Annotated in this window: 13 protein-coding genes; 10 read left to right on the top strand and 3 right to left on the bottom strand. The window is 67.5% G+C overall.

Going from position 1 to position 13,987, the window contains the following annotated elements:
* The first annotated feature begins 187 nt into the window (after positions 1–187).
* Together ABD866_RS01925 and ABD866_RS01930 are read left to right on the top strand one after the other, a co-directional pair.
* A complete protein-coding gene (locus ABD866_RS01925; protein ID WP_345060681.1) occupies positions 188–1,279 on the top strand; it encodes an alpha/beta hydrolase family protein in 1,092 nt (363 codons plus the stop codon).
* Positions 1,280–1,486: 207 nt separating this feature from the next.
* Positions 1,487–2,077 carry an IPTL-CTERM sorting domain-containing protein gene (locus ABD866_RS01930; RefSeq protein ID WP_345060683.1) on the top strand — a complete coding sequence of 197 codons (591 nt, stop codon included), beginning with the start codon at positions 1,487–1,489 and terminating at the stop codon, positions 2,075–2,077.
* Between the two features lie 8 nt (positions 2,078–2,085).
* Here ABD866_RS01930 and ABD866_RS01935 read toward each other — a convergent pair whose 3' ends face one another.
* Positions 2,086–2,541 carry a hypothetical protein gene (locus ABD866_RS01935; protein ID WP_345060685.1) on the bottom strand — a complete coding sequence of 152 codons (456 nt, stop codon included), beginning with the start codon at positions 2,539–2,541 and terminating at the stop codon, positions 2,086–2,088.
* 364 nt (positions 2,542–2,905) lie between these two features.
* Between ABD866_RS01935 and ABD866_RS01940 the strand changes: the two genes are divergently transcribed.
* From ABD866_RS01940 to ABD866_RS01950, 3 genes are all read left to right on the top strand, one after another.
* On the top strand, positions 2,906–4,888 hold the full coding sequence (locus ABD866_RS01940; RefSeq protein ID WP_345060687.1) for a methyl-accepting chemotaxis protein: 1,983 nt from the start codon (positions 2,906–2,908) through the stop codon (positions 4,886–4,888).
* A gap of 157 nt (positions 4,889–5,045) precedes the next feature.
* Positions 5,046–5,354, top strand: a complete 309-nt coding sequence (locus ABD866_RS01945; RefSeq protein ID WP_345060689.1) for a c-type cytochrome — start codon at positions 5,046–5,048, stop codon at positions 5,352–5,354.
* 11 nt (positions 5,355–5,365) lie between these two features.
* Positions 5,366–6,637: an FCSD flavin-binding domain-containing protein gene (locus ABD866_RS01950; RefSeq protein ID WP_345060691.1), complete on the top strand. Its 1,272-nt coding sequence runs from the start codon at positions 5,366–5,368 to the stop codon at positions 6,635–6,637.
* 89 nt (positions 6,638–6,726) lie between these two features.
* Here the strand turns inward: ABD866_RS01950 and ABD866_RS01955 are convergent, their stop codons facing one another.
* Positions 6,727–7,791 (bottom strand): YeeE/YedE thiosulfate transporter family protein, encoded by a 1,065-nt coding sequence (locus ABD866_RS01955; RefSeq protein ID WP_345060693.1) that lies wholly within the window; start codon positions 7,789–7,791, stop codon positions 6,727–6,729.
* A 151-nt stretch (positions 7,792–7,942) separates the two neighbouring features.
* Between ABD866_RS01955 and soxY the strand changes: the two genes are divergently transcribed.
* Together soxY and soxZ are read left to right on the top strand one after the other, a co-directional pair.
* Entirely contained in the window at positions 7,943–8,398 is a 456-nt protein-coding gene (gene soxY, locus ABD866_RS01960; RefSeq protein ID WP_345060695.1) for a thiosulfate oxidation carrier protein SoxY, read from the top strand.
* A 19-nt stretch (positions 8,399–8,417) separates the two neighbouring features.
* Complete coding sequence (gene soxZ, locus ABD866_RS01965) at positions 8,418–8,735, top strand: thiosulfate oxidation carrier complex protein SoxZ (protein ID WP_345060697.1); 318 nt, start codon at positions 8,418–8,420, stop codon at positions 8,733–8,735.
* 68 nt (positions 8,736–8,803) lie between these two features.
* On the opposite strand, the gene ABD866_RS01970 is transcribed toward soxZ, so the two are convergent.
* On the bottom strand, positions 8,804–9,223 hold the full coding sequence (locus tag ABD866_RS01970; protein ID WP_345060699.1) for an Lrp/AsnC family transcriptional regulator: 420 nt from the start codon (positions 9,221–9,223) through the stop codon (positions 8,804–8,806).
* A 136-nt stretch (positions 9,224–9,359) separates the two neighbouring features.
* On the opposite strand from ABD866_RS01970, the gene ABD866_RS01975 reads away from it, so the two are divergent.
* The 3 genes from ABD866_RS01975 (at position 9,360) to ABD866_RS01985 (ending at position 13,949) form a co-directional block, all read left to right on the top strand.
* Positions 9,360–10,538, top strand: coding sequence for an ornithine cyclodeaminase (locus tag ABD866_RS01975; protein ID WP_345060701.1), 1,179 nt, complete (start codon positions 9,360–9,362; stop codon positions 10,536–10,538).
* Positions 10,539–11,560: 1,022 nt separating this feature from the next.
* Positions 11,561–12,886: a hemolysin family protein gene (locus ABD866_RS01980; RefSeq protein ID WP_345060703.1), complete on the top strand. Its 1,326-nt coding sequence runs from the start codon at positions 11,561–11,563 to the stop codon at positions 12,884–12,886.
* A gap of 424 nt (positions 12,887–13,310) precedes the next feature.
* Entirely contained in the window at positions 13,311–13,949 is a 639-nt protein-coding gene (locus ABD866_RS01985) for an exopolysaccharide biosynthesis protein (RefSeq protein WP_345060705.1), read from the top strand.
* Positions 13,950–13,987: the final 38 nt, after the last annotated feature.

The following is a 13,987-nucleotide window of genomic DNA, read 5'->3' on the forward strand; positions in this document are numbered from 1 at the left end:
TCGTCGTCGAATGATCTTGCACGACCCTTGCAGCGGGGCCCATGGCGGCGCAGTGCATGGCCCACCCAGTGCGGCGCAGGGGTATGCATGCCACCGGACACAGCGCTGCCCGCGCGGGGGCACACTCCAAAACCGTGCACTGGCGTGCGGTGTGGGCCGCGCGCAGCCGCACCTGATGGAGTTCTGCATGCCCCCACCTTCTGCCCCCCTGATCCGCCGTCGCAGCCTGCTGGCTGGCCTGGGTCTGGCCAGCGGACTGGCCACGCTGGGCTGCGCCTCGCACAACGCCCCCGCCCGCAGCACCACCGCCACCGACCTGGAAGGCGATGGCTGGACCGCGCTGGAAGCCGATTGGCACGACGCCACCCGCGCGCGCGACGTGCCGGTGCGTCTGTACCTGCCGCAGCGGGCCGCAGCGGTGAGCTACCCCCCCACCGCTGTGCTTCAGGCAGGCACCGGCGCGCTGCCGCTGGTGGTGTTCTCGCACGGCATCGGAGGGTCGCGCAGGGGCTACCGCTACCTGGGCCAGCACTGGGCCCAGCAGGGTTTTGCCAGCCTCCATGTGCAGCACGTGGGCAGCGACCAGCGCCTGTGGCGTGCGGGCAGTCTGTGGAGCCTGCCCGAGCGGCTGCAGACCGCGGCCCAGACGGCCGAGGCCCTGGACCGCGCATACGACGTGCGGTTTGCGCTCGACACCCTGCTGACCAGCGCCTGGGCCGCCGTGGTCGATGCCTCCCGCATGGCCGTGGCCGGCCATTCGTACGGGGCCAACACCGCTCTGCTGCTGACCGGCGCACGGGTGGAGCGCCCCGGACAACCCTCCGACCTGCGTGACCCACGCCTGCGCGGCGCGGTGCTGATTTCGGCCCCGCCGCTGTACGGCGAAGCCGACCCGCAGCGCATCCTGTCGCCCGTGCAGGTGCCCACGCTGCACATCACCGCCACCGACGACGTGATCCGCGTCCCGGGCTACTACAGCCCCGCTGCCGACCGGGTGGCCGTGTACGAACAGGTGGGCAGCCCCCACAAAACGCTGGCAGTGTTCAGCGGCGGCTCGCACAGCATGTTCACCGACCGCCTGCGCACGGGCGGTGCAGCGCTCAATCCGCGCGTGAAGCAGGCCACGCAGGCGCTGACGACGGCGTTTCTGGACGGACTGCTGCGCCAGGGCAAGCCGCCTGCGCTGCAGGACTGGGCCCACCAGCACGCGCCGCTGCTGGCACGCTTCGAGCAGCAGGGCATGCCTTTGCACGTCGGCACCCGGCGGCTCGATAGCTGAGCGCGGCAATCGTCTCCGCTTGAGGTGTTTTTGGCTGCTCGTGCTCATAAAACAAGCACAAGCAGCTACTAAATTAATAGCAAAAGGCTCTGGAAGCGATGCCTTGTGCGCTTGTGCAGGCCTGCGCCATCCCGCCCATGCGGGATCGCACACCAGCAGGCCTCTTGCCACCATGGGCGGTACACACCTTTTGCGCCCTGCCCTGCCATGCCCCCTGCACGCCGCGCCCTTCCCCTCGGGGCGCTTGCCATCGCCGCGCTTTGCGCCAGCCTCCCGGCTGCGGCCGCCTTCACCGGGGCCTACGCTCCGGCCAACTGGACGCCCTTCACCCAAACCTTTGGCTGTGGTTCGTCTACCATCGATGTGAGCGGAGTGCCCAACACCGTGGCGCTGCGCACCGTGACGGGTTGCGCCAACATTGCCGTCAGCTATTCGCTCACAGGCAACATCCCCGCAACCGGCACCCTGTCGTTTGACTGGAGCTACACCAGCAACTCCTTGGCGGTCACGCGCATCGCCAGCTATACGCTCAATGGCGTCACCACCAACCTGGCGACCGGTCTCGGGCCGGCCAATGGAACGGTGACGATTCCCGTGACCGCAGGCCAGCCGTTTCAGCTGACGCTGCAGGGCGGCACCAATGCCTCGCTGACGATCACCAACTTCAACGCGCCTCAGCCGCCCGCACCGCCCCCGGGGCCTGCGGCGATTCCGACGCTGGGCGAGTGGGCGCGCATCGGGCTGGCGGGCCTGCTGGGCCTGCTGGCCTGGGGCACGCTGCGCCGCCAGCGCCGCTGAGCACTCCGTCAGCCCAGGCCTGTGACCTGGCGCAGAAACTTCTGGAAATCGTCCTGGCGCCGTCCGTAGAGGCTGCCGTAGTGCTCCTGCTCGCGCAGACGCTGTGCCGCCTGCACGGCCTGCAGGGCCTCGGTCAGCCAGGGCTCGAAACGGTCACACACGAGCGGAATCGACAACCAGGCCGACCACAGGCACTCGGCCTCCGCCAAGCGGTACACGCGCGCACCGGAACCCACCTGCTCGGCCAGTTCGGCCACAGGTGGCCCAATGGTGATCCCCCAGCCGTCGGGCGTCTGCCAAGGCAAGGCCCGCGCCGTGGGCCGCCAGAGCACATACATCCACTGTTCAGGGTAGCGGGTGCCGCGGTCGCCTTCCCACTCGATGCGCGTTTCACACAAACGGATGCTGGCGGTGCACCAGCAGCCGGGCTCCCAGTGGGACAGTTCTTGCAGGGCGGAAGTCATGGGCGTACCCGATCAAACGGCGGTCGCGCGCATTGTTCCACAGCGTCCACCCCCCACTCGGCATGCGCCGGTCGCCCAGCACGGCGGCTCCGGGTCCCGCCACAACATCCCCCACCCCTCTCCACCGCACGGGTTACCAGCACAGCACGCTCTTGATCTTGCTCAAGGCTTGTGTCTGTGCGGCACTGTCCTGTCATCCTGGCGCAAGTTCGGTCCGGATAATCCAGAACGGTAGGCGACGAGGAGGTGCGTGCGGCACTCCAGGCCCGCGACGCGGGCACAAGTCCCTCCGCCCATGGCCGGGCAAGCGCTTGGCCCCGTCGGCTGTCGCACCGGCCTGTCTGCTCCATACCCTCGCTCCTGCATGTTCGCTCAACTGAAAATCGGCTCCCGACTGTCCCTGGCGTTTGCCATTGTTCTCACGCTGTCCCTGTGCATGACGGGACTGAGCATCTGGCGGCTGGAAGGTCTCAAGAGCGCGATCGTGCAGCTCAGCGAAGTGGACATGGAAGAAGCGCAGCTGGCCCAGCAGTGGCGCTCGGCCATCGACCTGAACTGGGTGCGTGCCTCTGCGGCGCTGAAGTCTTCCGATGCGGGACAGATCCAGCAACTCAATGCCGACATGGCCGAAACCTCGCGTGGGGCCTCCGAGCTGCAAAAGAAGCTCGAAGCGCTGGCACTGGACGCCCAGAGCAAAGCCTTGCTGGCCGATGTGGCCGTGCGGCGCAAAGCCTATGTAGACGCCCGGGCCGGACTGCTGGAGCGCAAGAAGTCCGGGGCCGACGTTGCGGCGGCGGTGGACAGCGACCTGAAGCCGCTGGCAACCGCCTACATCGCAGCCCTGACAGCGGTGAGCGAGCACGCGCACCGCCAGGCCGACCAATACGCCCAGGAAACGCGCGACCAGGCCACGCTGAGCGAAGCCATGCTGGTGGTGGGCGCCGCGCTGTCGGTGCTGCTGGGCGCCGTGTTCGCGCTGTGGGTCACCCGCTCGATCACACGGCCGGTGTCAGAAGCCGTGCGCCTCGCGCAGGCCATCCGCTCGGGCAACCTGGTGCACTCGATCGAACCGCGCGGCCAGGACGAAATGGCCGAACTCGTGACCGCACTCAATGGCATGCAGGACCACCTCGCGCAGATCGTGCGTCAGGTCCGCGATGGAGCAGAGTCGGTGGCCACGGCTTCGCAGGAGATCTCGCAGGGCAACCACGACCTGTCGGCGCGTACGGAGCAGCAGGCCACGGCGCTGGAGCAGACGGCGGCCTCCATGGAGGAGCTCAACAGCACCGTCCGGCAGAACGCCGACAACGCCCGCAGCGCCAACCAGTTGGCCGTCCAGGCTTCCACAGTGGCCGAGAGCGGAGGATCGGTGGTGGCGGAGGTGGTGCACACCATGCGGGACATCCAGGCCAGCAGCCAGAAAGTTGCAGACATCATTGGCGTGATCGATTCGATCGCGTTCCAGACCAACATCCTGGCACTCAACGCGGCGGTCGAGGCCGCCCGCGCGGGCGAGCAAGGGCGTGGATTTGCCGTCGTGGCGGGCGAGGTTCGCTCACTTGCGCAACGCAGCGCCGAATCGGCCCGCGAGATCAAAAGCCTCATCACCGCCAGCGTTGAACGCGTGGAGCAAGGCAGCACGCTGGCCGACAAGGCCGGGCACACCATGCATGAGGTGGTGCTGGCCATCCGCCGCGTGACCGACCTCATGGGAGAGATCAGCGCGGCCAGCCAGGAGCAAAGCCAGGGGGTGGGTCAGGTGGGCACAGCGGTCGCACAGATGGACCAGGCCACCCAGCAAAACGCCGCACTGGTCGAGGAAATGGCAGCCGCCGCCAGCAGCCTGCACACCCAGGCCCAGGAGCTGGTGCAGACCGTGGCGGTCTTCCAGCTCTCCCCCGAAGCCTCGCAGGCACAGCGGCCGCAGTTTGCGGCGGTACCGCGCGCCGCTGCGCACGGACCTCGCGCGCTGGCGGCCCCCGCACCCGCTCTGCAGGGCATCAACCTGGACTCGGCCATCGAGGCCCATGCGCAATGGCGCGCCAAACTGCGCCAGGCCGCACAACGCCATGAACAGCTCGACGCAGACACGATTGGGCGCGACGACTGCTGCGCACTGGGCCAATGGCTGCACGGAGCGGGACAGTCGCGCTACGGCCGTCGTCCCGCGTTCGTGGCATTGGTGGAGCGGCACCAGGAATTCCACCGCTGCGCGGGCCAGGTCGCCCAGCTCATCAACCGCGGCGCTTACCAGGAGGCACAGGACGCGCTGCTGGGCAACACGGCGTTCTCCCGCGCTTCCAGCGAAGTGGGCGCTGCCATTGTGCGGCTGCGCAACGAAGCCTGAGCCGGGACGGCCCGCGCCACGCTGCGGGCCGTGCATATCCCTGACGGACGGCGGGGCATAAGCAACCAACGAACTCGTATTTGCGGCGCGGCGGTGGCTGTGCCAGCATCGCGGCTCACGCGGGCGCTGTGGCCTGCGCCCCACGAGGAGATCCCCGATGAAATCGACCACCCTGGCCCTGCTGGCGGCGCTGATTGCGGCCCCGGGTCTGGCTTCTGCCCAGGCCGTAGACCCGCTGCAGGTGCGCAGCTGGGCTGCCGCCTGCGCCAACTGCCATGGCACCAATGGCCGGGCCCAGCCGGGCATGCCCAGCCTGGCCGGTATGCCGCGCGACGAGCTGCTGCGCAGCATGCTCGAATACAAGAACGGCGTGCGCCCGGCCACCATCATGCACCAGCTCGCCAAGGGCTACACCGACGAACAGCTGGCCGCCCTGGCCGGCTACTTTGCGGCGCTGCCGCGCTGAGGAGCCCCGCCATGCAACGACGACATTTCCTCTCGGCCAGTGCGGCACTGGGCATTGCCGGTCTGGGCACGGGCTGCGCCAGCGTGGGAGGTGCACGCCCCAAGGTGGTGGTGGTGGGCGGCGGCTACGCCGGTGCCACGGCCGCCAAGTACCTGCGCATGTGGTCCGACCAGTCGATTGACGTGACCCTGGTCGAACCCAATCCGGCGTTCGTGTCCTGCCCCCTTTCCAACCTGGTGCTGCAGGGCTCCAAGACGCTGGCCGACGTCACCACGCCCTACGACAACCTGAGCCGCCGCCACGGCGTGGTGCGCGTGCAAGACCGCGTGACCGCCATCGATCCGACCAAGCGCGTGGTGCGCCTCGCCGGGGGCAGCGAGCTGCCCTACGACCGCGTCATCGTGTCGCCCGGCATTGATTTCCAGTGGGAGAGCCTGCCGGGCCTGCAGGACCCAGCCGCGCGCGAGCAGGTGCTGCACGCCTGGAAGGCAGGCCCGCAGACCGTGGCGCTGCGCAAACAGCTTGAAGCCATGCCCGACGGCGGCGTGTTTGCCATGAGCATTCCGCTCGCACCCTACCGCTGCCCGCCCGGCCCCTACGAGCGCGCGTCGCTCGTGGCCGCGTACTTTGCCAAGGCCAAGCCGCGCAGCAAGGTGCTGATTCTGGACGCCAACGACGACGTGACCTCCAAGGGGGCGTTGTTCAAGAAAGTATGGGCCGAGCGCTACAAGGGCATCGTCGAGTACCGCCCCAAGCACCGCGTGGTCGACGTGGACGTGGCCACCAAGACGCTCAAGTTCGAGTTCAACGACGACCTGCGCGCCCAGGTGCTCAACGTCATCCCGTCGCAGCGCGCGGGCGACGTGGCCGTACAGGCAGGCCTGGCCACCGCCAACAAACGCTGGTGCGAGGTGGACTTCCTCACGTTCGAGTCCAAGGCCCTGCCGGGCGTGCACGTGATTGGCGATTCCATCCAGCTTGCCCCGGGCATGCCCAAGTCGGGCCACATGGCCAACCAGCACGGCAAGACGGTGGCTGCTGCCGTGGTGGCGCTGCTGGCGGGCCGCGCGCCCAACACGCAGCCCATCTACAACAACACCTGCTACAGCTTCGTGGCCGAAAACGAGGTGGTGCACGTGGCCAGCGTGCATGTGTACGACGCCGAGAAAAAGACCATGGTCACCGTGCCGGGCTCGGGCGGGCTGTCGCCTGCGCCGAGCGAACTCGAAGCCCTGTACGCCCATGCGTGGGCGCGCAACATCTGGGCCGATTCGTTGGCCTGAAGCGTCCACGGCCTGCGCATGCAGGTCGCGGTATCGCCTGCAAAGCCCGCCCACCGGCGGGCTTTTTTTTGTGCCCCCCGGGGCCCCGCTTACAGCGGCCAGCCCCGCGCCCGGGCCACCGCGCGGCCCACGCCCACACCGGCCGCCATGGCCAGCAGGGCGATCAGCGAGGAGGTGGCCCCCAGCGCCATGCCGCTGAGCCCATGGCCCACGGTACAACCGCCGGCCAGCACGGCACCAAAGCCCATCAGTACGGCGCCCAGCAGATTGGCCCCCACGCGATGCTCGTGGCCATAGCCTTGCCAGGCCCATTGCCGAGCGGCCACAGCGGCCAGCAAGGCGCCCAGCACGGTGGCGGGCAGCAGGCCTGCATCGAAGCCCCAGGGCGGGTGGAACTCGGCCTGCAACTGTGCGCGGATCAGCCACTCGGCCGCAGGTGCGCTGTAGTTGAGGCTTTGCACCGCCACCGGGTCGAAGGAAGCGCTGGCCACCCAAGCCGTCCAGCCCCAGCCTGCAGCCACCATGGCGCCTGCCAACGCAGCCGCGGCCACAGCACCGCGCTGCAGGCGTGCCGGTTCACGCCGCAGCAGCCACACCGCCAGCACCAGCAACCCCAGGCCCAGCGCCCAGCCCCAGCCGGTGCCGGTCGCCGTGAGGCGGCCCAGGTCACGCAACGGCCCGGGGTCGATGCGCCACGCATCGGCCACCCATTGGCGCGGCGCCGACAAGGCCCCGGTCAGCGTGGCCTGCACCACCACACCAAACACCAGCACGCTGACCAGTGCGCGCAGGTTGCCGCTGCCTGCCAGTACCAGCAGCCGTGCAGGGCAACCTCGCGTGAACACCATGCCCATGCCGAAGAGCGCCCCGCCTACGATCACCCCCGACAGGCTGGCCGGCGCCCCCACCAGGCGCGACTGCGCTGGCTGTAGCCAACCAGCCGCCACCAGCGCCTGCACGCCCAGGCAGGCCACCGCCAGGGCCACCAGCCACACCCCGGTGCGTGCGCCCCACTCGCGTTGCCAGCATTCCAGCAGCGCCGCGCGTGTGCACAGCCCGCTGCGTTGCACGGCCGCGCCAAACAACAGCCCTGCGAAGGCCGCGCCTGCCATCAGCAGACTGCCCGTGCCAAAGCGGTCGATCCAGAGTCCCATGTCCACGGTTGTGCTCCTGCATGCGCCGCACCAGCCCTGGGTGCGGAGAAGCCGGTATTGTGGCGGCACGGATGTCCCTTCCGCCCCACGGGCCGCCAGAGCTTGCGACAATCACGCACCTACCGCAGAACCTGTCAACACCTCGACCCGCATGCATTCGCCCTCCCGACGCAACACCCTGCGCCAGACGGCCGCTCTGGCCACCCTGCTCGCCACGGCGGGGGTGGCGCCCTGGGCCCATGCCAATCCGCGCAACGCCTTTGACACCAAATCCGTGCCCGACGCCGTCAAGGCGCTGGGCGGAGGTGCCCTGGCGTCGCACGCGGGCGTGACGCTGCAGGCCCCGGACATTGCCGACAACGGCGCCGCCGTGCAGGTGACGCTGGCCTGCAACCTGCCCGGGGTGCGCCGCCTGCTGCTGCTGGTGGAAAAAAACCCCGCGGCCTTGGTCGCATCTTTTGCCGTCACCGAATCCATCGAGCCCAGCCTGACGCTGCGCACCAAGATGGGCGAAACCTCCGACGTGTACGCCGTGGCCCTGATGGCCGACGGGCGCGCGCTGTTCGCCAAGCGCGAAGTGCGCGTCATCCAGGGCGGCTGCGGCTGAGCAGACAGGAGTTCACACCTTGACCGAAGCCACCCGAATCCGCGCGCAACTGCAGGGCGACAAGGCCCAGGTGCGCATCCTCATGGCCCACGAGATGGAATCCGGCCAGCGCCGCGATGCATCGGGCAAAGTCGTGCCCGCCTGGTACATCCAGGAAGTGACTGTGACGCACAACGGCCGCACCTTGCTCAGCGCCGACTGGGGCCCGGCCGTCTCCAAGAGTCCGTACCTGCAGTTCATGCTCAAGGGCGCCAAGGTGGGCGACCGCATCGGTGTGAGCTGGAAAGACAACCGCGGCGCCACCCGCAGCGATGAAGCGGGCGTGCTGATCGCCTGACCCGATCGACCCGCCTTGCCCTGTGGCAAGGCTTGTAGCCTGCCGCAGTCGCACGGCGGGCGGCCCCCTCAGCGGTAGCTGGTGAGGTGGATGTTGGTCTCCGTGCCGCGAATGCCGCTGATCAACCGGATGCGCTCTAGCACATCCGACAGCTGACGCATGGACGACGCCTCGATCTCGGCCAGCAGATCCCACCGGCCGTTGGTGTCATGCAGCGACACCACGCCCGGCTCGCCCAGCAGGCTCGCAATCACCTGCCGGGTGGTGTTCCCCTCCACCTGCACGCCCATCCAGGCGCGGATGGTGTCGGGCTCGTGCTCGGGGCGCAGGCGCACCGTGTAGCCCAGGATGACCTGCTGGTCTTCGAGCTTTCGCAGGCGGTTGTTGACCGTGCCGCGTGAGACACCCAGCTTGTGCGCCAGATCGGCAATGTTCAGCCGCGCGTTCTGCCGCAGCAGCGCAATCAGTTGCTGGTCCAAGTCGTCCATGCACTAAATTGTCAGCGCTAGCTGTCAAAACGTCAAAAAATCGGCGGTTACGCCAAGTTTTTGCCGCTGTGCATTGACACGGACTGTCCCGACACTTCTCCGAAAGCCCCTTCCAGAAGTTTTTTGGAGACACACCATGCGCCATCCCACCCCCTGGACCCATCCGCTGTACTTGAGCGTACCCGCCGCTGTCGCACTGGTGCAAGAACGCGGAGTTCCCGCCGTGTTGGCCGGTCTGGCACGCTACATCGAAGACGACTTCGTGCGCTGGAACGACTTTGACAAAACCGCCCGCGTGGCCCACCACACGCGTGACGGCGTGATCGAACTCATGCCGGTAGGCGATAGCGCCCGGTATGCGTTCAAGTACGTGAATGGACACCCGCGGAACACGGCCCTGGGTCTGTCCACCGTCATGGCGTTTGGTGTGCTGGCCGACGTGGCTACCGGCGCGCCGCTGTTGCTCAGCGAGCTCACGCTCACCACCGCACTGCGTACGGCGGCGACATCGGCCTTGGCCGCGCGCACCCTGGCGCGCCCTGGCAGCCGGGTGATGGCGTTGATCGGCAACGGCGCGCAAAGCGAGTTCCAGGCGCTGGCTTTCCAGCACCTGGTGGGTATCGACACCGTGCGGCTGTTCGACATCGACCCCGCAGCCACCGCCAAGCTGGCCACCAACCTGAAGAGTTCAGGCCTGCAGGTGCAGGTGTGCGCGAGCACCCGCGACGCTGTGCAGGGTTCCGACATCGTGACCACGGCCACGGCCGACAAGGCCCATGCCACCATCCTGACGGACGACATGCTCGCGCCGGGCATGCACATCAACGCCGTGGGTGGCGACTGCCCGGGCAAGACCGAGTTGGATGCCGCCGTGCTGCTGGCCGCCAAGGTGTTCGTGGAATACGCGCCGCAAACACGGATCGAGGGCGACATCCAGCAAATGCCCGCCGACTTCGCCGTGACCGAGCTGTGGCAGGTGCTGACCGGACAGTCCCGAGGCCGCGACCATGCCGCGCAGATCACCGTGTTCGACTCGGTGGGCTTTGCGCTGGAGGACTATGCAGCGTTGCGTTATCTGTACGACGCAGCCCTGGAGAGCCATACCGGCGAGCGGCTGGCGCTGATTCCGCAACTGGGCGACCCCAAGAACCTGTTTGGCCTGCTTGCCGATGCCCCCGGGATGGGCACGAGCCAAGCCCCCGCCAGCGGCCGCTGGCCAGTGGAGGCACAACCGCACGACGGCCGCCATGCGCGCAATGGTGAACACCGCGCCCCACAACGCCTGCGGGAACCGTCTGCACACGAGCCCCTGTGAGCCAATGCGGCCACCGGCGCCAGCGGCCAGACGGGTCGTGCGCTGGCGGCGCCAGGGGTACGGTTCGGCCACGCCGAAGGCACCGTCCAGCCAGACGACAGATCGCCCGACACGCTACGCAACGCCCCGGGGCATGACGGGTCGGCGTGCGTCGCACTCAAGGTGCGCGCCACACAGGACACATACAATCACCGGACCATGCGTCGCGGCCTCATCGCAATCTTTGCACTGCACTTTCTCGTGAATGTGGTGTTTTTTGCGTTCGGTAAGATTGAGACTGCGAAAGCGTGGCAGCCCGCACAAGTGGCTGCATCCCTGCTGGAGCCGTCCGAGCCCGCCCATGAAGACGACCTGCTCGGACACGCCCACGATCATGGCTTGACCGATACACAGCCAGAGTTGCCCGAATGGCTGCATCTGAACCTGGGGCCTTTCACATCGGCTTGTGATGTAGCCCCCCCAGTGGCTGCGCTTCGTCACCCAGCGGCATCGCCCCCTCTCGAAGGGCTGCAGCGCCCACCTCGGGCGAGCGCGCAAGCGTAAGGCCACGCCAGCGCCGGTCGTGAGAGCCGATCGGCATCGGCCCCTTGACGTCGGCGGGCGGTCTGCACCCAGCACACCCCCTGCCCGGGCAACCGCCCGACAAGAGGCCTGCAGCGCCCATACCAGGCTGCACAAGCTTGTATCGAACCGCCCGTGCAGCCTGCCGCCCGCAACAGGGTTGGAGGTCTGTTTCGCAAGCGCCCTCCACACGCCCCGGCTTACATGAACACCATGCTTCGTTCTTCAACTCAACACTCGGCTTCTCCGCCAAGAGGGCCCCTGGCAGCGACGGCCGGCCCTCTGCCCCCGGGCCTGGCATCCGTGATCGGCTGCTGGGCCTGTCGCGGGGCCATCGCTTGCTTTGGTCGCCCCAGCGGCGCGCGCAGCCTGATATCCCAACAGCTCGGCCGCCTCGCGCTGCCTCCACGTCTGCGGGGCGTGAGCGCCCTGGCGGTCTGAAAGTCGCTTCACGATTCATCATGGAAATTGCCATACTTTTTGCCCTGATCCTCCTCAACGGTCTGTTTGCCATGTCGGAGATCGCCTTGGTGACCGCGCGCAAGACGCGGATGCAGAAACTCATAGACGAAGGCGATGGCGCTGCAGCCGCAGCGGTGAAGCTGGGCGAAGACCCTACCCGTTTCCTGTCGACCATCCAGATTGGCATCACGTCCATTGGTGTCCTGAACGGGATCGTCGGCGAGGCGGCGCTCGCAGCACCATTGGCCATCTGGCTGGAGTCCATGGGCTTTCCGGCGGGGTACAACCAGATCGTGGCGACCGGCCTGGTGGTGGTGCTGATCACCTACTTTTCTATCGTGGCGGGCGAACTGGTGCCCAAGCGCATCGGTCAATCACACCCCGAGACCTTGGCACGCCTGGTGGCACGTCCGATCGATTGGCTGGCAGTAGCCACGAAACCCTTCGTGCTCCTGCTGTCGATGTCCACGCGTGGGCTGCTCAAGCTGCTGGGCGTGAAGGAGAACACGGGCAATGCCGTGACCGAGGAGGAAATCCACGCCATGCTGGCCGAGGGCACCACAGCAGGCGTGATCGAATCGCATGAGCACACCATGGTGCGCAACGTGTTTCGCCTCGATGACCGCCAGATTGGCTCGCTCATGGTGCCGCGCGGCGACGTGGTGGTGCTCGACCTGGAGCAAAGCTTTGACGTCAACATGGCCCGCGTAGAAGCCTCCGACCATGCGCGCTTCCCGGTGGTCAAAGGCAGCATGGACCATGTGCTGGGGGTCGTGAATGCCCGCCAATGGTTGTCCAAAGCCCTGCGCGGGGAAGACCGGGAACTGGACAGCCAACCGCTCCAACCCCCGCTGTATGTGCCCGAAACCATTACGGGCATGGAGTTGCTGGACAACTTCCGCCAGTCCGACGTCCACATGGCGTTCGTCATTGACGAGTATGGCGAAGTCCAGGGCATCGTGACCTTGCAGGACCTGGTCGAGGCCATCACGGGGGAGTTCAGCCCCCGGGATCCAGAGACATCGTGGGCCATGCAGCGCGACGATGGCTCGTGGTTGCTCGACGGGCACATTCCGGTGCCGGAGCTGAAAGATCGCCTGGATCTGGAAAGCGTCCCAGACGAGGAACGGGGTCGCTACCACACCCTCAGCGGCATGATGATGCTGCTCACGGGACGGCTGCCCAAGGAACGCGACACCGTGACCTGGGAAGGCTGGCATCTTGAAATTGTGGACATGGACGGACGCACGATTGACAAAGTGATTGCCACACGGGTTGCCCGGGACGAATCCACCTCCACAGGCTCCGTTGCCACAGCCCCATGAACCGCAACAGGGTGCCGGACGCCCCGCCTGCCACATCCCGCGGGTGCCGTGGTCCCCGCCAGCACCCCCCGCTGCATGCGGCGTCCGGCGCTTGCGAAAACAGGCATGGACAGTACGCCCCTGCCGCGCAAGCGCCTGGAACTCCACGCGCAGCACACGCTCGGACCACGCATCGCGTCTGCGATGGAACCGCCCCGCTCCTCACAGGCACGCACGCCTGCCACATCCTGCCAGCGAACCCCACAAACCCCATGGAACGCACCAAGAACCTCGGGCAGCCCCACACTGTGGGCCCGTGCAACGCCCCACGCACATTAGCCCATGCGGTGAAGGTGGGCATGGACGACCACAGAAAGGACACCTACGCAATGCGATCGCTGTCAGAGCGCTCCCGTGCTCGCTGCGTACTTTCAGGGTCTTGCCCATGAGCACGGACCCCTCCTCCCTGCGTGGCGCTGCAACCGGGCAACCACTGTCGGTGGTGTTGCTTCAGCTCGCGCAAGACCGCAGCCGGTCGCGCGTATCGGTGGCCGATCTGCTCGCACTGCTGGGGGACCGCGCCATTGGCGCCCTCATGTTCATCTTTGCAGCGCCCAACATCCTGCCAGTGCCACCAGGCGTATCGGCCATTCTGGGCGCCCCGCTGATCTTCCTGTCGGCCCAGTGGATGCTGGGTATGCGCCCCTGGCTTCCCAAGTTGGTGCGGGAGCGCTCCCTTTCTCGCGAGGACTTCGCGGCGCTGACGTGGCGGGTCGTTCCCTGGCTGGGCAAGGCGGAGCGCCTGCTGCGGCCCCGCTATGGCTTTCTGGCCAAGCCGCCGATGGAGAACCTCGTGGGCGCCGTGTGCCTGCTGCTCGCGCTGGTGCTCGTATTGCCCATTCCGCTGGGCAACACGCTTCCTGCCTTGTCCATCAGCCTGCTGGCCTTGGGTGTGCTGGAACGTGACGGGCTGTGGATCGTCGGTGGTCTGATCGCCAGCACGATTGCGGCAGCCGTGGTGTCGGGGGTGGTTTTTGCCCTGGTGAAAGCGGCCTTGTTCATGCTGGCCAGCGTGTGGCCGTAACGCCTGCCGACTCGACCGCCGATCGAAGCCCCCACGGC

Source organism: Acidovorax lacteus (genome assembly GCF_039540375.1).
GTDB classification, from domain to species: Bacteria; Pseudomonadota; Gammaproteobacteria; order Burkholderiales; family Burkholderiaceae_C; genus Acidovorax_G; species Acidovorax_G lacteus.